This window comes from Paenibacillus sp. FSL R7-0652 (genome assembly GCF_038595045.1).
In the GTDB taxonomy this organism is placed as follows: Bacteria; Bacillota; Bacilli; order Paenibacillales; family Paenibacillaceae; genus Paenibacillus.
In genome coordinates, this window is sequence record NZ_CP152001.1 from 3,391,149 (window position 1) to 3,409,073 (window position 17,925).

Consider the following 17,925-nt stretch of genomic DNA (forward strand, 5'->3'; position numbering starts at 1 on the left):
CGGTCTACGTAATGAAGTCGCCTGTATGGCGGCTTTTTTTACGATCAGCTTTTTCATCTATAGGTTAAGAAAACGCTATTCACCCTTTGTATTGCATTATATCCCGCAGACTTGTATGCGCTTACAATAAATCCATTAATACTATTCTACATCAGACATGAGGAGGTCTCATATGGAGTTGGCAGCCCCAAAAAAGGACAAAGTGAAAATCAATAGACGAGGAGATCGCTGGCAGCTCTACTTAATGTTAAGCCCCGCCGTGCTATTGGTTCTTGTATTTGTCTACATGCCCCTGGGCGGACTAGTCATGGCGTTTCAGGATTACAAACCTTATCTGGGGATAATGGGGTCCGAATGGGTAGGTATGGAACATTTCAAATTTCTATTTGAATATCCAGATAGCGTGCAGGTCATCTGGAATACACTTCGGATCGCGGTGTTAAAACTGGTTTTTGGTTTTATTTCGACGATGGGCTTTGCACTGCTGATTAATGAAGTCCGCCGCAAAGTATTAAGAAGTACTGTTCAAACATTTGTTTTTCTCCCACACTTTCTCTCATGGGTTGTTCTAGGCGGTATTTTTATTGAGCTGCTTAACCCGGACAGCGGTCTTGTTAATCAGGCACTGCAGGCATTAGGACTCAACCCCATCTTCTTTCTGGGTGATAACAACTGGTTTCTGTTTACAGTGGTATCGAGTGAAGTATGGAAAGAGTTCGGATATGGTTCCATCATTTTCCTCGCGGCCATAGTCGGAATCAATCCAGCACTGTATGAAGCAGCACAGATTGATGGAGCAGGCAAATGGAAACAGATGTTGCATATCACTTTGCCATCTCTAATTCCAACAATAGCTGTGGTACTAACACTTTCACTCAGTCAAATACTGAATGCAGGCTTTGATCAAATCTTTAATTTGTATAACCCTCTGGTGTATGAAAAAGGTGATATCATCGATACTTTTGTTTATCGGATCGGTCTGATTGATGGTAACTACAGCTTCTCTACTGCAATCGGTTTATTCAAATCCATTGTCAGCCTGATTTTAATTCTGGGTGCATACCGGATTGCCTACAAAGTAGCTGACTATAAAATTTTCTAAGGTGGGATCTTATGCAAGCGATGTCTACGCCTCAGCGCTGGTTTCAGACATTTAATAATGTACTCATGATATTACTAGCACTAATTTGTGTTGTACCATTGCTACATGTTGTTGCCATATCGCTAAGTTCAACAGAAGCCGTTATGGCAAACAGAGTTACTTTTTTCCCGATCGATATTACCTTTAACTCCTATCTGAAAGCACTTGAGAATCCCGCTTTCCTGCCAGCGATATGGATTTCAATACAGCGTACCGTGCTAAGCCTGGTGCTCGGACTTATGATCAACTGTATGGCAGCTTATGTGTTATCCAAAGGCGGCGGGAGGGACGGCATCGCTGGATACAAACTGTTTGTAAGTCTGTTTGTGGTTGCGATGTTGTTTAATGGCGGGCTAATTCCTACCTATCTGCTCGTCACCAAAATTGGCTTGTATAATTCCGTCTGGGCACTTGTGCTTCCAGGTTTGGTCAACGTATTTTATCTCGTTCTCATCATGAATTTTTTCAAAGCATTACCGAAGGAGATCGAAGAATCTGCTTTTATGGACGGAGCCAATCATTGGCAGGTGTTCTTCAATATGTTTCTGCCGCTATCCTTGCCTGTCCTTGCAACTGTAGGCCTATTTATGGTGGTGAACGATTGGAATGAATGGTTTGCGGGCTCCATTTATATGAGGGGAGACAATGTACCACTCAGTACGCTCCTCAAATCTCTAATTGCTGTACCGGTTGTCGATGCCAGCAATGTGAATGACATTGCGAAGATTAACAATCGTTCTATTCGGGCAGCTCAGGTCTTAATTGGGGCTATACCGATTTTGCTCATCTATCCTGTGCTTCAAAAGTTTTTTACAGCCGGGATTGTTATCGGTGCAGTAAAAGAATAATTCCATTGGGGGGAAAAGTATGAAAAAACAAAGAAAAATGATGTGGGGATGCCTGCTTCTTGCGATGAGCTTTAGTCTGTTAGCCGCTTGCAGCAATAAAGAAGAGGCAGCCAAATCGAATGAGCCTGCAAAAGAAATTAAAATTGTGAATGGAAAAATCGAGCCTGCGGTATCGGTAACAATGGTGAGAAGCGAGGACCCTACAGTCAAATTCAAAAATGGTGAAAACTATATGGACAATGTTCATACCCGCTGGGCCAAAGATACGCTCGGCGTAGAAATGAAAACGTTATGGACATCCTCTGCGGTAGATTACGACACCAAATTGAAGCTAATGTTGTCTTCCGGGGACAAGATACCTGATTTATTCGTAGCTAACTCAAGCCAATCCAACACGATCAACACTTTTATTGACTCAGGAAAATTGCTTGACGTAACAGAAGCATTCGACAAATACGCATCGGATACCTGGAAAGCAGCTCTCGCAGAGGAACCCACCGCTTGGTATCCTTTCATAAAAGATGGCAAAAAATTTGCCATACCGGTAGTTCGCCCTACAGCTGGAACCCAGTCTGTACTTTGGATCAGACAGGATTGGCTGGATAAGTTAAACCTTAAAGCACCAACCACATTGGATGAGCTGGAGAAGGTGATGGATGCTTTTGTGAATCAAGATCCTGATGGCAATGGAAAAAAGGACACTTTAGCTCTGGAACTCGCGATGAAAGATCAAGTAGTCGGCTCACCTATGGGTGATACTTCATGGTTCTTTGGAATGTTTGGAGCTATACCGGAACGCTGGTATCCAGACACGGATGGCAACCTCAAGTATGGATCCATTCAACCAGAGGTCAAGTCAGGTTTGAGCAAACTCAATGAGTGGATGAACAAGGGATACATTGCGAGTGACATTGCTCTGCACGATTTTAATAAAGTAGCTGAGAACGTTGCCTCTGGAAAAGTGGGTATGCTTGGAGGAGAAAACTGGATGATGGTATATCCAGGATCGATGCTGCTGGCATCCAACCCCAATGCGATTTATAATCCATATCCGATTCCGAAGGGAGCAGATGGCAAAAATATGCGAACAATCGCGGATCCATATACGAGTGCGATCCTGATTAATAAAGATATTTCAGAAGAAGCTCTACAGGCGTTTTTCCATTATCAAAATGCCTTGTACGAGGCCTACAACTCAGATGATCCATTGCTATTCAAGGGTTTTCAGGATGGATACGATTATGTGATTGAGAATGGCAAAGCCGTTATGGATGAGAGTAAAATTACAGGTGGCAAAGTTTCAACGATGAAATATACGATTACTGGCTCGGACGCCGTATATCCTTCCAAAAGATTGGAAGCCAATGTTAAAATGGCTAAAAACGAAACGTTGAGTAATCAAGAGTTAGCGGCACTGGCACCAACTGGTATTCTTGGAAATGACGCATCTAATCCTTTGGAGGCCTTTTCTTCAAAAGCTTTGCTGGTTGCAATGGATCAGAGTGATACCGATGTACCAGAGTATTTCCAGGGTCCTTCTACCAAAACGATGCTTTCCAGGCAGGAATTATTAACCAAAATGCAGATCGACTCCTATATTGAAATCATTTATGGCAAAAAGCCCGTCGATGAATTCGATTCTTTTGTTGCAAAGTGGAAATCATCCGGAGGAGATAACATCATCAAAGAAGTAAATGAGTGGTATGATACCGTGAAGCAACAATAGGCGAGAGAAAAGGCACCTGGATTTAAATAATCCAGGTGCCTTTATTTTGTTGCAAATTATTGGTTAAACGGAGGAGAATCCATGAGTCATTTCCATAGCTCACTCCATGTTTTCTTTCGGTTGTGGTTCAAGAGACCAATGTAGCTGGACGCGCAGACCCCCAAGCGGGCTTTGCTCAAACTCTAGATGTGAGTTAACAGGATCATGTATTCTTAGGCGTTCCGAAATGTTCCAAAGCGCACATCCCACCGTATCGATCGGAGGTTTTGAGATCCTAGCCTTAAGCGCATGGATATCATTCGTACTCATTCCTTTACCGTCATCATCTATCCTGATGCAGATCCCATGCTCAATACGTTTTATTGAGACGTGTATGACGCCAGAATCACGCTTTGTTTCAATACCATGAATGATACTGTTTTCCACCAAAGGCTGAATGAGCAGTTTCGGAATCGGCACAGTCTTTAATTCCTCCGGAAATTCAATCTGATAGGAGAGCCGATCCATGCGCAAGCTCTGAATTTTAAGATAGTTGCGTATGATCCCCATCTCTTTTTCCAGGGTTGTCATAGGTTCGTCCAATCGCGTCGTATACCTGAAATATTCAGCCAGATTTTGAGTCATGGCTGTCACCGCTTCCTCATTGCCCAATCTCGTCATATTGTTGATAAAGAAAAGGCAATTATACAGAAAATGAGGATTAATCTGAGCCTGCAGCTGCTTTAACACGGCTTCCCTTGCTACAATTTTCTCTTTATACACTTTTTCAATCAGATCCTCGATTTGCCCAGCCATATCATTAAATTGTCCATATAAAAAATCAAACTCGTTACTGCTCTCCCGCTGTATTCGATAAGAGAAGTCCCCATGCTTCAAAAGTCGAACACCTTTCAATAAGGCGAGAATTGGAATCTGTACTTTACGGAAGAGAACCACAATGATCGTGATTCCTGCGATAAACAGCATGATACAAGAAGCATAGAACCAGATCTGAGTGAAACGAATGGGTTGTAAAGCCCTGTCAAGCGGCATGAAGTCAATTAAATACCATCCGAGCTGATGAGAGTATACATAGTTTACGATATACTTTTCTTCGTTTACAGACACGGTTTCAGAACCGGAGGTAGGTTGAAGATGTTTTGCGATCTCCTTTACAATATTAGATGTTACCGGACTGGCCTTCTTACGTGTGATGGAGTCCCCGTTAGTATTATAAAATACAGACTCATTCTCTCCCTGATGGGAGTTCTCTACAATATCTTCAAGATTACTTCGAGGGAACTCAAGTCGGATAATAGTCTGGGGCATCACTTTATATTTGTAGTATTTATCCGATGCTTTATCAAAATGCCAACCTGTATTATTGGAGTTAACGATAGGAGCTTTCATGCCCATCTCGGAAGAAATAATCCATTGTTTCAAAAGTGTAGAATAGATGGAGATTTTGTTGTTCCATCCTTCTGACAAACTTTGAAGATTGACTCTTGTAGCAATATTCTGAATTAATTGTACCTGTTCGTAGGAGCTCATCACATCAACCGAGCGTAACAAAGCAATGGAGTTGTCTGTTTCCATCGAGATGGATAACATGTTTAACCGGTCCAGGCTTTGATCCAGCGAATTCACTACAAATTGGACACGATTGAGATTATTCGTTTCAATATCCTTCTGCACCGTATCCACACTGGATTGAACAGAAAAAGTATACATGATAAGAACAGCAGCAAGCATAATAAACGTAATTGCTACCATACTCAGAAATGTTCTGTATTTCTCTCTCAATCTGAAATTCCCCCTGACAAGAACTAAATTCACCTTATTGTAGGCTTGCCAACTCTGAATTACAAGCCATTTAACTTACATATAGAAGTAAGGTTAATAATGAATTATGTAATGTTGATAAAGCGTTATTTAGACTCAACCACTGGCACGATATGATGATGATGAAGGAGCTTGATTCGTATGAACTGGAAACAAATTTATCTTTCTCTTTCATTCTTATGTCTGATCCTGCTCACTGCAGGATGTAGCCCTAAAACGCCACAACCTGAGCCCGATAAATCGGCAGTTGTGCTGACAACAGTCAATATGAATGACCCGACTACCGTATATAAAAACGGCGAAAATGCTGCAGATAATGTACATATTCGCTGGGCTTATAACACACTGGGTGTAAACATTCGTACAAAATGGAGTGCTCCAGTTGAAGACTATGATATGAAGCTTAGGCTAATGCTCTCTTCCGATGATGTATTACCTGATGTTTTTACGTCGAATGTGATGGATACGGTCAACACGTTTATGCTTTCAGGAAAACTCTTGGATGCAGGAGAAGCTTGGGAGCGTTATGCTTCGCCCACATGGAAAGCAGCAATGGCAGAGGTGCCAGAAGCCTGGGAGCCTTTCGAGATCAATGGAAAGCGTATGGCTATTCCGATCATTACGGAGCAAGCATCACAGTCTGTTCTCTGGATTCGCAAGGACTGGCTGAAGCACTTGAACCTCGAAGCTCCTAACAATCTGAAAGAACTGGAAACGGTCATGACTGCCTTTACCTATGACGACCCGGACGGAAATGGCATAAAGGACACGTACGGTATTGATTTTGCAATTAAAGACCAGTACGTCGTCTCACCGATAGGGGATATCTCATGGGTATTCGGTGCATATGGAGCGATCCCGAGCATATGGAGCAAGAATGAAAAAGGCCAACTCGTGTATGGAAGTGTTCAGCCTCAGATCAAACAAGCGCTTGCGACATTAAAATCATGGAAGAGAAAAGGTTACATTGGAAATAACCTAGCACTTCAAGACTTTAGTCAAGTAAATCAAAACATCATTGATGGAAAAGTAGGGATAGTTGCTGGCCCCCGCTGGTTTGGTGACTATCCTTTCCAGCAACTAAAAGCCAAGGAGCCGTCAGCCGAGTTTGTACCTTATCCCATTCCTGCCGGGATGGACGGAACCGCGGCCCGCTTGAAAGGAAACTCATACAGTGGAGCATTGATGATTAATCGGCATATTTCAGAAGAAGCATTGCAGGCATTTTTCAGGTATCAGAACTATTTATACGAAGCAACAGTGACCAACGATCCTTTGTATCTCAGCGCTTATCAAAATGGTTACGATTATGTTCTAAACCCTGATGGATCCTTAGATAGCAACAGCAATGATATTCCTGGGGGGAAGGTGCAAACGTTTAAGTACACCCTCATGGGACAATACGCCAGTTACCCTTCCAGAATCAAAGCAGCTTTACTGAAAATGGGCCGAGGGAAGAATCTCAATTCACATGATCGCGCTGTTTTACTAAGTATGGGGGTTGATCCCAAGGATGAAATTCAATCCCCTATCATGCAGGCAGATGCTGTAGTGATGCAGCAGAGGCAGATTGATCGCAGCAATCTGTTTCAAGGTCCCCCGACCAAAACGATGCAAGCTCGAAACGCCTATTTGCAAAAAAATGAGCTGGAAACTTTTAACTCGATCATTTATGGAGAGGAGCCACTTGCTGCGTTTGATGAGTTTGTACAAAAGTGGATGAATTCCGGAGGGAGACAAATTACAAACGAAGTGAACGAGTGGTACCGCTCCACAGAGACTAGGCCATAACATTGAATCATTTACAGCTGAATTTCGCGAATCAACATAGGAGGTTACTTAGATGAAGATTACGAAGCTAAAAACAAATCATATCTCCAATCCGTTAGGATTTGAGATATCCAATCCAAGCTTTTCTTACATGGTTACAGATACTACGGCAACGAAACAAATTGCGGCACAGATCGAAATCGCTGTTGATGAATCTTTTTCACAGATCGTATTTAACAGCGGGCAGAAACAGGATATCGATTCACTTTCGTACTCACCAAACTTGGAATTAGCTCCACGGACGCGATACTTCTGGAGAGTTACCGTGTGGAATGAACGGGGTGAACAAGCCGTTAGTGAAACTGCCTGGTTTGAAACAGCGAAAATGGATGAATCCTGGACGGCCATGTGGATTACACCTGATCTGGACAGGGATATTCATCCCGTGATGAAGAAAAGCTTCGAATTAAGAGGTCCGATTACTCAAGCAAGAGCCTACATTTGCGGTTTGGGCATCTATGAATTGGAATTAAACGGGGTCAAAGCAGGGGAGGAATATCTGACTCCGCATTATAATGCGTATCACAAATGGTTGCAATATCAGACATACGATATTACAGATTTGCTGCAGGAAGGAACAAATTCGGTAGATGTGCGTCTGGGAAAAGGGTGGTACAAGGGCCGTTTTGGTTTCGAAGGTGATACGACAGCCAATCTGTATGGTGATCATTTTGCTTTGTTGTCCGAATTCGTGATCACTTATGCCGATGGTACAGAAGAGGTCATTCCATCGGACCTGTCCTGGCATGCCACTCGCTCCCATGTATTGGATGGCAACATCTATGATGGGGAAATTTACGATGCCACACTGGACGTAAGTGAAATTTATCCGGTTCGCGAAAGCGATCTGGGATACGATCGGATTCAAGCCAGAAGAAGTCTCCCGGTAGTCATCAAGGAAACTTTGAAACCTGTATCTGTTCTGACCACACCAGCGGGTGAAACCGTGATTGATATGGGACAAAATATGGTCGGCTGGCTTCAATTCCGCACAACAGCACCCCGAGGAACCATGATCCGCTTGCAATACGGCGAAGTATTGCAGGAAGGGAACTTTTTCCGTGAAAACCTTCGGTCAGCCAAAGCGGAATACGTATATACAGCAAATGGTGAGGAAGCCGTTGTACGTCCATATTTCACCTTTTACGGCTTCCGCTATGTCAAGGTAGAAGGCTGGCCTGGAGAGCTGGATCTGAATGATTTTACAGGCTGTGTAGTTTACTCCGATATGGATCGTATTGGTTATCTGGAAACCAGTCACGCCGGTGTAAATCGTCTATTCCAAAATGCACTTTGGGGACAAAAGGGGAATTTCCTGGACACGCCTACAGATTGCCCTCAGCGGGATGAGCGCATGGGCTGGACTGGAGACGCACAGGTCTTCTCAGGCACGGCTAACTACAATATGGACACGTATGCCTTTTTTAATAAATATGGTTATGATTTGTGGATGGAGCAAGAGGATCGGGATGGAATGGTTCCGATGGTCGTTCCTGTGGGCCGAGTGCAGGGCGGTGGCTCAAGCGCTTGGGGAGATGCAGCAACAATTATTCCTTGGAATACGTATGTACATTCCGGAGATAAGGCTATCCTGGAGCAACAATTCGATAGCATGAAAGCATGGGTGGATTACATCAAACGTTCAGACGAAGAGTCCGGGGGATCTAGACTCTGGACAGTAGGTTTCCATTTTGGCGATTGGTTGGCACTAGATGGAGATAATCCCGATTCACCGATGGGCGGGACAGATAATTTCTTCATCGCTTCTGCATATTACGCGTACTCCTCGGACATCGTTGCCAAAGCTGCTAAGGTGTTAGGGCATGAGGAACTTGCTGCCTCCTACGAAAAGCTGGCCCAAGAAGTTAGAACAGCAATTCAAAATGAATTTTTCACAGCAAACGGGCGTTTGGCAGTTGATACCCAAACTGCATATGCGGTCGCCTTGTATATGGATCTCGTACCCGAACAGTATACAGCACGAATTGAGGAAGACCTCCGCATGCGTGTTCGCAAGGATCAAAATCATCTGAGAACCGGTTTTGTTGGAACGCCATATTTGAATCGTGTTCTGTCAGCACACGGAAGTAATGATGTGGCTTACACACTCTTGCTTAATGATGATTACCCTAGCTGGCTGTATGCCGTTAATTTAGGAGCTACAACGATCTGGGAACGGTGGAACTCCATCTTACCCGATGGGAAAATTAGTGAGAGCGGTATGAATTCGCTAAATCATTACGCATATGGTGCAATCGTGGAATGGATGTATCGTCACATGGCTGGCATCAATCCTTCTGAAGATCAGCCTGGTTTCCGTCATACCGTGCTTGCACCAATGCCAGACTTCCGAATTCAGTGGACAAAAGCCCACATTGATACAGCAGCTGGAGCTTACAGAAGTGAATGGAAGTTTGATGAGCATGGCAAATTATATTTGAGCTTCTCCGTTCCCTTTAATGCAACAGCAACAATTAAGCTGCCACGCGCAATTATTGACCAAGTCCTTATGAACGGGATTGCACTATCTGATGCCGGCCTGCCGGTATTACAGGGTGACCATGAAGTCTGTATTGAAGTAGCAAGCGGCAATTACGACTTTAATTATATGCCTTCTACTCCATACAAACAAACACTGAGTACACGTACACCTCTCAATGTGCTGCTTCGTAATGAAGAGAGTCGGAGTATGCTGCAAGAACTTTCACCTACGCTTGCCTCTCTGGACCCTTCAACCATCGGTCCTATGGGAGAAGCGAGCATACGCGATCTGTCCAGTTATCCTTCGTTTAACACACCAGAGGAAGAACTGGATGAGTTGGATCTCAAGTTGATGACGATTCAACTGGTTTAAATTCAAATCCCTTTGTTCATGGTTGGACACTTCGATGAACACTACAATTGAACCGCGATCTTGCGGTTTTTTTGTTTGAAATGATTTCTTCGGATTTCGCTATTTGATCTTTGTATCGCGTTATAGCAGGGCCAATCTCTGAAATCTACAATGGAAGTATCCCTTTTTCTTTGAAACCACACTTATAAAAAAGGAGACCTGCACGTGTATGAAAGTTCTATCGTATGACTTGAGCAATACAAATGTTACCCTGACTGGCTATCTGCTGGATTCATCACCCGAGATGCCAAATATGAAACAACGGCCTGCGGTACTTATCCTCCCGGGCGGAGGGTACAGAGCCTGCTCTGATCGAGAGGCTGAACCGATTGCTATGGCTTTTTTGGCCGAAGGATATCAGGCTTTTATTTTACGTTACTCGCTCAATCAAGATGCTGCGTTTCCACAACCTCTCAACGATGCAGAAGAGGCAATGAAGCTTATTCGCACACATAGTGCAGAGTGGGACATCCATCCGCAAAAAATTGCCGTCTGCGGTTTCTCCGCAGGTGGACATTTGGCTACAGCACTAAGTACGATGGGTTCTGATCGTCCTGATGCTTTGATTCTTGGTTATCCTTGTATTCTCGAAGAAATGAGTGCGATTTTTCCGAATCCTGTCCCAGGTGTAGATCAGAAGGTGGACCATCTCACACCACCGACATTTATATTCCACACATTCGATGACAAGCTCGTTTCTGTGAGTAACTCCCTTGCTTTTGCTGATGCTTTGACTCGCCAAAACGTACCTTTTGAGATGCATATTTTTCCTACAGGTACTCATGGGCTGTCCCTTGCCCGTCCACAAACGTCAATGGGTCTGATCAGCATGGTGGAGCCCTCGGTTGCACAATGGTTTAGTTTATGTACAAACTGGATGACTCGTGTGTTCGGAGAATTTGCTGCAGATCTCGAACACTTACCTGAGGAAGAGGTATTGGAGTACAGTCTGGATGTAAAACTAGGGGCGTTATGGAAGAATGACAGCTGTAAAATGTTGATTCTTGCTGCTATGCCGGAGATTGGAGAGGAACCTCATCCGGATGCCATGGGAGTACCACTGGGTGTAATTATAGAATATGCAGGGGACGTATTAAACGAAGAAAAGATAATGCAACTGAATGATTCTCTGCGGCAAATTCCGGTAAATCATTCTTAGAAATTGCAGTAACAGCGAAATACATTCATCTAGGGAGGATCACATGACAAACTACAACGAGAACATCAAAATTTCGGAATTATTAAATAACGCGGAAGCAACTGCACTTCTTGCTAAACATCTGCCAGAGTTTATTAACGAACCTTCATTCAAAATGGCTTCCCATTTTACACTCGATCAACTTGCCGCTATTCCTCAGGTGGATTTGCCTGAAACGATTTTGGCTGCATTAAAAGCAGATCTCGCTAATGTAACTTTTGTAGAAGAAGAGACTTCAAAGGCAACTCAAGCAGTAAAGAAAAAATCAGATTCTCTGGCTGGGAAAGTGATTACGATTACGGGGGCGGGTAGTGGCATCGGTAGAGCAAGTGCAGTACTTATGGCTTCAAGAGGAGCTAAACTAGTACTGGTTGATTTTAACGAGGCCACGGGTAACGAAACTCTTGAACTTGTGAAAGAGCAAGAGGGGGAAGCCATCTTCGTTCAAGCGGACGTATCTAACGAAGAGCATGTTCAAAACTATATTCAAAAAGCGGTAGAAACGTTTGGCAAGATTGATGTAGCATTTAACAACGCCGGAATCATCCAGAAATTCCAACCTTTCCACGAAACAGCGCTGAGCGATTTTTCACGAATTATTGATGTCAACCTGAAGGGGATTTTCCTCGGTATGAAGCATGCGCTTAAGGTGATGGATCAACAAGGCTTTGGTCATGTGATTAACACAGCCTCCACAACTGCAATCCGTGCAGAGCACAGCCTGGCCGCGTATACAGCAAGTAAACACGGTGTTGCAGGTTTAACCAAAGCGGCTGCCATTGAATACGTAAGGAAAGGAATTCGTGTGAATGCAATATGCCCTGGCGGTGTAGCAACTTCACTCACAGCAGGAGTGCCGCAGATGCTTCAGGATAGCGATTATATGCCGGAAGAATTCCCTAATATGCGTATGGGACGTTATGCCGAGCCCGAAGAACTTGCTGAGCTTGTAGCATTCCTCGCATCAGATGGATCAAGCTATATGACCGGCTCCATAATTTTAGCAGACGGCGGACTTACTCTCTAACATCTAAGCAAATACGTTCAACAGAATCCAACAATTAACCCACAAGGCCACCACACTCAGAAAGTGATGGCCTTGTTTAGTTTGTTCAAATTCGATCCCTAACAATGGGAGATGATATTTTGAAAATTTCGTATTGGCTTTATTCTACTTAACGATCCGCTAGCGGCGGTTCTTGATCGATCCAGTTCCATTCATTGTTGGCCACAAAAATAGTAAGCGCTTGCTCGAAAGCAATGTTAGGATTATAGAATCCAAGCATGACCTTCGCGTAATCCATGCATTTTTCGTAATTCGGATGAGCGATGAGATCATTAGTCAATTCTACAAAGCCTTCCGGTTTATTCGTTACTCCAGAGACTGCATTCATCAGACCTTTATGGCAGGGAAACAACTGATGATTTATCGCCAAAATTGCCCGACCGGAAAATAAAACTAAATTGCTAACAGCATGGGAGAGCAGATAAGGATTGTTTTTTTTGACGGCTTCTCCAGCAAAATAGAAAGCGTGCAAGTAAATTTCTGCATAAAAATCCATTATATTTTTCTTGCGATTTTGCTCCGGGTAAACAGGGATTCGCTGAAGAAGTTCATCCAATTGAGGAATTGTTGAATACACTGCCTTGGAACCCAAGAAAGAATACCTTGTAGGTTCACTGCCTTGTTCAGCAGCGAGTTCCAAAAAACGATAATTGATAATCTTGCCATCAATATACCCTTCAGGATAATCACAGATCTCATGATTGGTATATGATAGTTGATGCTGCAATTTTCTCTCTTCAAAAGATTCATCTGTAACGACAATGTAAACGTCAATATCCGAGTTTTCTCTGGCTTTACCTTGAGCGATTGAGCCTGCCGTTATAATTGCTCTGATCGTAGGGTCAGGTTTTAAAAGCTCGACCAATTGATTCAATGCGATCTGATGATGCTGAAACATAAAAAATCACTCCTGTATGATTTGATAACTTCATCTAACTTCAAATTTACAGAAGCGAACAAATAAGATATATAGTGGATTACGCCAAATCCTGCAGTTGCTTAAGGAATTCACTCTCACTTTGGATGATAGAGAGCATTTTATTATATATTTTCTGACGCTGATCCACGGGATCGCCGGAAAAACTACTTTTGATGGACTGATGCATGATAGCATCCCATTTTCTAGCAAGCTCCAAGTAGTGTCCTCCAATCGTATGGAACATATCTTCCTGAGATAGTTCATGTAAATAAAAGATAAACGACGCATATCTAAGTCTGGCCAATGAAAACCTCATCCATTGAAAGATAGCGTGTTGTGTATCTATTTTGGGATCTGAAATAACGATTCCTTCCTCTGAGTAAGCCTTGGCAAAATCTTTTAAGTTCCGAATACTGTTTTGCATTGTTTGGATGCTCGTTTGATCATGTAAACTGGAAGATAGCAGTCCTTTCCAATCGTTGTGAGAAGAGCAGGGATCCGTTAAACGAAAGATAGCATAGTAAAATGAGATGTTCAAAAACAATTGGAGTTCCATCTCCATATTTTTTTGTCCATAATACGCATCCACCAGCATTATTTTCTGGTCTTTCTGGTCTATGCCTACAGCAAGACAGGAATGCCGTGCATGCGTTTTGAGATAACCGTCAGACCATGGACAATAATACACATCAATACCTACCAGTACAGCCATGCCAGCATCTAACTCAGACTGCAGCATATCTAGAAATGGCTTTTCATCCTCGTTGCTGTTCAGCGTAGTCCCACTGAAATTTCTGTCTCTAAAATCAACTTGTATACCATGATAGGTGTCCAGGTAACCCAGATTTAAACGAGGATAGACGATGCGATCCAGCAAAAGTCGTTGTGGATCAGCATCGTACTCAAAGACCCATGCATCTGCATACATCGTTCTCATATCTCTGCCTAGCCAAGTGGAAATCGTTCTGAAGTGATCATCAATACAAGACGTTACTTGAAAATGGGTATTAAAGCTTTTGAGCGGTTGTATATCTAACATGTTGTATCCTCCCGAAGTAGTTCAGCAGAAATCCCTATGTATTGCCTGTATGCCCCTGGAGTAGTTCCATAATGTTCTCTAAATAATTTGTAAAAATATTTCATGTCATCGATGCCAATCGCTTGAGCAATTTTTTGAACACTCCAGTTTGAATACTCCAGCAGTTTGCAACTGTATAACATACGAATGTGTTGTAACATCTGAATATAACTGATACCCGTTTCTTTTTTAAACATTCGTTGAAAGTTTCTTGTACTCATCGCAACAAGCTGGCTTATTTTTTCAAGTGTAAGTGTATCCCTATAATGGGTCCCCATATATTGAATGGCTTGGTGTATGGAAAAATCCTTAATCTCGGTCTTTCTGTACAGCTTTTGCTGTTTACTATTGTAGAGAATGTAGAATAGTTTATTCAGTAACTGGCATTGAGCAGCAGCTAAATAAGGCGCAGCAGGAGCCTCCTGTTGATGTAACATTTGTTTGAATACGTTGCGAAATTCATTACGCCGCTCGACGAACATAGACCAAGTGCGTCCTCCACGAAAAAATGATTTCTCCAAAAATGGCTTATAGAGACAGTTCATGATATATAACGGGGCCTGTTCTTTCAAATCCAGTGGTTGAAACACATGTGATACGCCAGGAGGGATGACAAACAAGTCGCCTTTGGAAACCAGGATACATTGATCCCCAATCTGATGAAGCCCTTCTCCTTCATATACATAAGCGATTTCAACAAAATCATGGTGATGCATCATCGTAAACGGCTCTTCTTTTGTCAGCTTCAAATGGACGGGGGTGATAGAGTCAAAAAAATACTCTTCTCTAAATTCGATTGAATCGTGCATGATCAGATTCCCTCCGCTTCGTAAGTCATTTGGTAGGAAGCATTGCTTACGGACAGTATATCTATATTTTTTGGCGTATTCAACCATATATTGGATTCTCTGATCTTGTTAGAATGGGTTCTACACCATTTATAGCGTTGTGAGAGGGGAGTGATCATTTTCAATACTTCTGAACAAATGATGCCTCGTAATTCCAATGATCGTTTTAAAAAATTGGGGATTTATGGCGTACAAGGTGTCTTTATTATTCTGTTCCTGCTGTTAACCCCTGTCTACTATTTGAACAAATGGGACTTTAAACGTCACAAAAAGCGGAAGCCTTTCTATACCAGTAAATTGGTTCGATTGCAAGAGCGTTATCCGATTTTCTACGAATTGGCCATGTACGTTCAAAATTTCCCTATTCCTCGTAATGTCTACAAAGTTTTACCCCGTTTAAAGGGCGATGTTCTTCAGGTGGGCTGTGGTACAGGTTTATTAAACAAGTATCTTCGCAAGCAGAAGGATGTTCGTTTTTTCAACATGGATCCCAATTTAAATGCTCTGAAACTTGGAAAGAAGTGGGGAAGGTTTGATTCTTATATCCATGCCTTCATTGATAAGCCGACTTCTTTACCTGATCATAGCTGCGATATGATTTTGTTTGCACGAAGCTTTCATCACATTCGTCATCACAAAAAAGCCTTCGTTGAGAGCTCCAGACTGTTACGTGACGGTGGATCTATCATTATTGCCGACCCGGTTGTTCTCAAGCCTCTTTCAGGTTCTACAATGGAAAGTGGCTATATGGCGAACTCTTCGATTGATGGTGTAATTTGGAGATTTACGAAAGAATCGTTAATTGCTCACATTGAGCGCTGTATTCCTCCTGAATTAAAGATTGAATCCGTAACCGAAACAAGACAAGTGCATGTAACGAATTACAATTTATTTGTACCTCAGACAGATATCGTAGTGGTACTGCGAAAAAGGGAGGCTGTATACAATGACAACTAAAATTATTGAGATCATAGCTGAAATCAAGGAAGACCCAAGCCTGGTTAACAAGCTGAATGAATCCTCTGATCTGACTCATGATGCAGGAATGGATTCACTGCAGATTATCAATTTTATTTTACGTATTGAAGAAGAGTTCGATATCGAAGTTGATTTTGATCATTTCAGTCTGGAGCATCTGCAATCCGTGCAGAAATTTTCACAATTCATCCATCAGATGGCCAGCGTATGAATTTTGCTCTACATTGTGGATCATTTGAAGCAGAGCGGTACTGGCGCGATTCCCGGCTTGCTTCTATTCCTGCCATACAGAATATACAAACAAAGAAGATTACTGATTCCATGGACGAGCTTCTGTTTGTCTTTTGTAAAAACGGAGACTTGCTGCTTACGCGCCATGTCATGGACTCCGTTCAATATGATTACATTCGCTCGATCGGATATGACATCCATATGAATCGAAATCCCTGGTTTACCTCAGATAGGGAGAACGAAATGTTTCACTTAAATGTCTTTGAAATCATGAATCTCTCTAATGTTACGGAACAACTACTATCTTGCTTCTCTTTGGAAAAAGCAACCTTGGAAGCGTTTGCGTTAATACCTGGAACACTAGCTTTTGCACAAAGGCACCATCTTGCATCCCATTATCCCGAGCAAAATATTGTACAGCGCATTAATGCTAAATCGTACTCACTTGAAATGCGCGATAGGTTGAACCTGCCGAATGTCGGCAGAGTGGTCGAGGGGAGGGAACAACTACTTGCGATCGCCAAAGAAATGCTTTGTGACGGAGCTGTGATGCTAAAAGATGAGTTTGGTGTGTCCGGAAAAGGGAATTTACTCATTCACTCCGAAAAAGCCTTGCTTCGTTTGATCAAGCATCTGGATAAGCAAGCTGCACAGGAAAAGTTGATTCGTTTTGTCGTAGAACCTCTACTGGATCGTAAATTTGATTTCTCTTGCCAGCTTTATATTCATGAATCGGGCGAGGTTCAACTCGTTTCTTTTCAACAACTTGATAATCATGGATACGCATTCGGTGCTTCACATACGATGAGTGAATCCTTCAAAGCGCACTTATATGATTCCGGTTATACGGATCAAGTGTTAGAAATCGGACGCTTATTATATCAAGACGGCTACTTTGGCGATGTTTGTATCGATTCTATGATATTACAAGATCATTCAATTGAACCTCTGGTTGAAATAAATGCCCGAAAATCCATGAGTTTAATTAAACACGGTGTGGATGGCTTAATTACCGATACACAGCTGCATAGTAGCCTGATACAGCTCAATCTCGCAGTTCCTGCCCGTTTCCAATATGAACACTTGCTTCAAAATTTAAATCAACAGCAGATCTTGTACACCAAAGAGAGAGGGATGGGAATCTTGCCACTCTCCTCGGGAACTCTTATATCTCCTTTGACAAATCGTGATCAGAATGAACGTACCATGGGACGACTCTATTTTGCAGTTATTTATGAGAGCCAGCAGCATATGCAAAACGTAGTTGCTGGAGTTAACCAGTCATTGCTGGATTCAGGGATAAACATGATTACCTAGCCCGAGTTTGTCAGGATTCCAAGCTTACTAT

General features: G+C 42.7%; 14 protein-coding genes. 10 read left to right on the forward strand and 4 right to left on the reverse strand.

Annotated elements, in window-relative coordinates; translation table 11 throughout:
- Window positions 1-244 precede the first annotated feature (244 nt).
- The 3 genes from MKY97_RS15205 (at window position 245) to MKY97_RS15215 (ending at window position 3,715) form a co-directional block, all read left to right on the forward strand.
- Window positions 245-1,102, forward strand: a complete 858-nt coding sequence (locus MKY97_RS15205) for an ABC transporter permease subunit (RefSeq protein WP_342556344.1) — start codon at window positions 245-247, stop codon at window positions 1,100-1,102.
- 143 nt (window positions 1,103-1,245) lie between these two features.
- Window positions 1,246-1,989 carry a carbohydrate ABC transporter permease gene (locus MKY97_RS15210; protein ID WP_342551206.1) on the forward strand — a complete coding sequence of 248 codons (744 nt, stop codon included), beginning with the start codon at window positions 1,246-1,248 and terminating at the stop codon, window positions 1,987-1,989.
- A gap of 19 nt (window positions 1,990-2,008) precedes the next feature.
- Window positions 2,009-3,715: a sugar ABC transporter gene (locus MKY97_RS15215; RefSeq protein ID WP_342551207.1), complete on the forward strand. Its 1,707-nt coding sequence runs from the start codon at window positions 2,009-2,011 to the stop codon at window positions 3,713-3,715.
- Between the two features lie 99 nt (window positions 3,716-3,814).
- Here MKY97_RS15215 and MKY97_RS15220 read toward each other — a convergent pair whose 3' ends face one another.
- On the reverse strand, window positions 3,815-5,497 hold the full coding sequence (locus MKY97_RS15220) for a histidine kinase (RefSeq protein WP_123066941.1): 1,683 nt from the start codon (window positions 5,495-5,497) through the stop codon (window positions 3,815-3,817).
- 180 nt (window positions 5,498-5,677) lie between these two features.
- Here MKY97_RS15220 and MKY97_RS15225 point away from each other — a divergent pair, with 180 nt between their 5' ends.
- The 4 genes from MKY97_RS15225 (at window position 5,678) to MKY97_RS15240 (ending at window position 12,484) form a co-directional block, all read left to right on the forward strand.
- Window positions 5,678-7,327: a hypothetical protein gene (locus MKY97_RS15225; RefSeq protein ID WP_342551208.1), complete on the forward strand. Its 1,650-nt coding sequence runs from the start codon at window positions 5,678-5,680 to the stop codon at window positions 7,325-7,327.
- Between the two features lie 52 nt (window positions 7,328-7,379).
- On the forward strand, window positions 7,380-10,220 hold the full coding sequence (locus MKY97_RS15230; protein WP_342551209.1) for a family 78 glycoside hydrolase catalytic domain: 2,841 nt from the start codon (window positions 7,380-7,382) through the stop codon (window positions 10,218-10,220).
- A gap of 208 nt (window positions 10,221-10,428) precedes the next feature.
- Window positions 10,429-11,418 (forward strand): alpha/beta hydrolase, encoded by a 990-nt coding sequence (locus tag MKY97_RS15235; protein WP_342551210.1) that lies wholly within the window; start codon window positions 10,429-10,431, stop codon window positions 11,416-11,418.
- A gap of 313 nt (window positions 11,419-11,731) precedes the next feature.
- A complete protein-coding gene (locus tag MKY97_RS15240; RefSeq protein ID WP_342556345.1) occupies window positions 11,732-12,484 on the forward strand; it encodes a glucose 1-dehydrogenase in 753 nt (250 codons plus the stop codon).
- Between the two features lie 148 nt (window positions 12,485-12,632).
- On the opposite strand, the gene MKY97_RS15245 is transcribed toward MKY97_RS15240, so the two are convergent.
- The 3 genes from MKY97_RS15245 to MKY97_RS15255 all read right to left on the reverse strand — a co-directional run bounded on the left by MKY97_RS15245 (window position 12,633) and on the right by MKY97_RS15255 (window position 15,416).
- Entirely contained in the window at window positions 12,633-13,421 is a 789-nt protein-coding gene (locus MKY97_RS15245; RefSeq protein WP_342551211.1) for a nucleotidyltransferase domain-containing protein, read from the reverse strand.
- A 79-nt stretch (window positions 13,422-13,500) separates the two neighbouring features.
- Window positions 13,501-14,481, reverse strand: coding sequence for a BtrH N-terminal domain-containing protein (locus tag MKY97_RS15250; protein ID WP_342551212.1), 981 nt, complete (start codon window positions 14,479-14,481; stop codon window positions 13,501-13,503).
- The gene (locus MKY97_RS15255) at window positions 14,475-15,416 is read right to left on the reverse strand and encodes a helix-turn-helix domain-containing protein (RefSeq protein WP_342551213.1); all 942 of its coding nucleotides are present in this window, start codon (window positions 15,414-15,416) and stop codon (window positions 14,475-14,477) included. Before MKY97_RS15255 ends, MKY97_RS15250 begins: the two co-directional genes overlap by 7 nt.
- 63 nt (window positions 15,417-15,479) lie before the next feature.
- Between MKY97_RS15255 and MKY97_RS15260 the strand changes: the two genes are divergently transcribed.
- Genes MKY97_RS15260 through MKY97_RS15270 form a run of 3 tightly spaced genes read left to right on the forward strand, consistent with a single transcriptional unit; the run spans window position 15,480 to window position 17,894 of the window.
- Window positions 15,480-16,325, forward strand: a complete 846-nt coding sequence (locus MKY97_RS15260) for a class I SAM-dependent methyltransferase (protein WP_342551214.1) — start codon at window positions 15,480-15,482, stop codon at window positions 16,323-16,325.
- The gene (locus tag MKY97_RS15265) at window positions 16,315-16,557 is read left to right on the forward strand and encodes a phosphopantetheine-binding protein (RefSeq protein WP_123066949.1); all 243 of its coding nucleotides are present in this window, start codon (window positions 16,315-16,317) and stop codon (window positions 16,555-16,557) included. Before MKY97_RS15260 ends, MKY97_RS15265 begins: the two co-directional genes overlap by 11 nt.
- Window positions 16,554-17,894 (forward strand): hypothetical protein, encoded by a 1,341-nt coding sequence (locus MKY97_RS15270; protein WP_342551215.1) that lies wholly within the window; start codon window positions 16,554-16,556, stop codon window positions 17,892-17,894. The genes MKY97_RS15265 and MKY97_RS15270 overlap by 4 nt, the downstream gene beginning before the upstream one ends.
- The last annotated feature ends 31 nt before the right edge of the window (window positions 17,895-17,925 follow it).

Bases quoted from the DNA above. Each gene is read 5' to 3' on its own strand.
- MKY97_RS15215 (WP_342551207.1), top strand. From the start codon at position 2,009: ATGAAAAAACAAAGAAAAATGATGTGGGGATGCCTGCTTCTTGCGATG.
- MKY97_RS15245 (WP_342551211.1), bottom strand. From the start codon at position 13,421: ATGTTTCAGCATCATCAGATCGCATTGAATCAATTGGTCGAGCTTTTA.
- MKY97_RS15265 (WP_123066949.1), top strand. From the start codon at position 16,315: ATGACAACTAAAATTATTGAGATCATAGCTGAAATCAAGGAAGACCCA.
- MKY97_RS15270 (WP_342551215.1), top strand. From the start codon at position 16,554: ATGAATTTTGCTCTACATTGTGGATCATTTGAAGCAGAGCGGTACTGG.
- MKY97_RS15205 (WP_342556344.1), top strand. From the start codon at position 245: ATGTTAAGCCCCGCCGTGCTATTGGTTCTTGTATTTGTCTACATGCCC.
- MKY97_RS15230 (WP_342551209.1), top strand. From the start codon at position 7,380: ATGAAGATTACGAAGCTAAAAACAAATCATATCTCCAATCCGTTAGGA.
- MKY97_RS15255 (WP_342551213.1), bottom strand. From the start codon at position 15,416: ATGGTTGAATACGCCAAAAAATATAGATATACTGTCCGTAAGCAATGC.
- MKY97_RS15210 (WP_342551206.1), top strand. From the start codon at position 1,246: ATGGCAAACAGAGTTACTTTTTTCCCGATCGATATTACCTTTAACTCC.
- MKY97_RS15250 (WP_342551212.1), bottom strand. From the start codon at position 14,481: ATGTTAGATATACAACCGCTCAAAAGCTTTAATACCCATTTTCAAGTA.
- MKY97_RS15225 (WP_342551208.1), top strand. From the start codon at position 5,678: ATGAACTGGAAACAAATTTATCTTTCTCTTTCATTCTTATGTCTGATC.
- MKY97_RS15235 (WP_342551210.1), top strand. From the start codon at position 10,429: ATGAAAGTTCTATCGTATGACTTGAGCAATACAAATGTTACCCTGACT.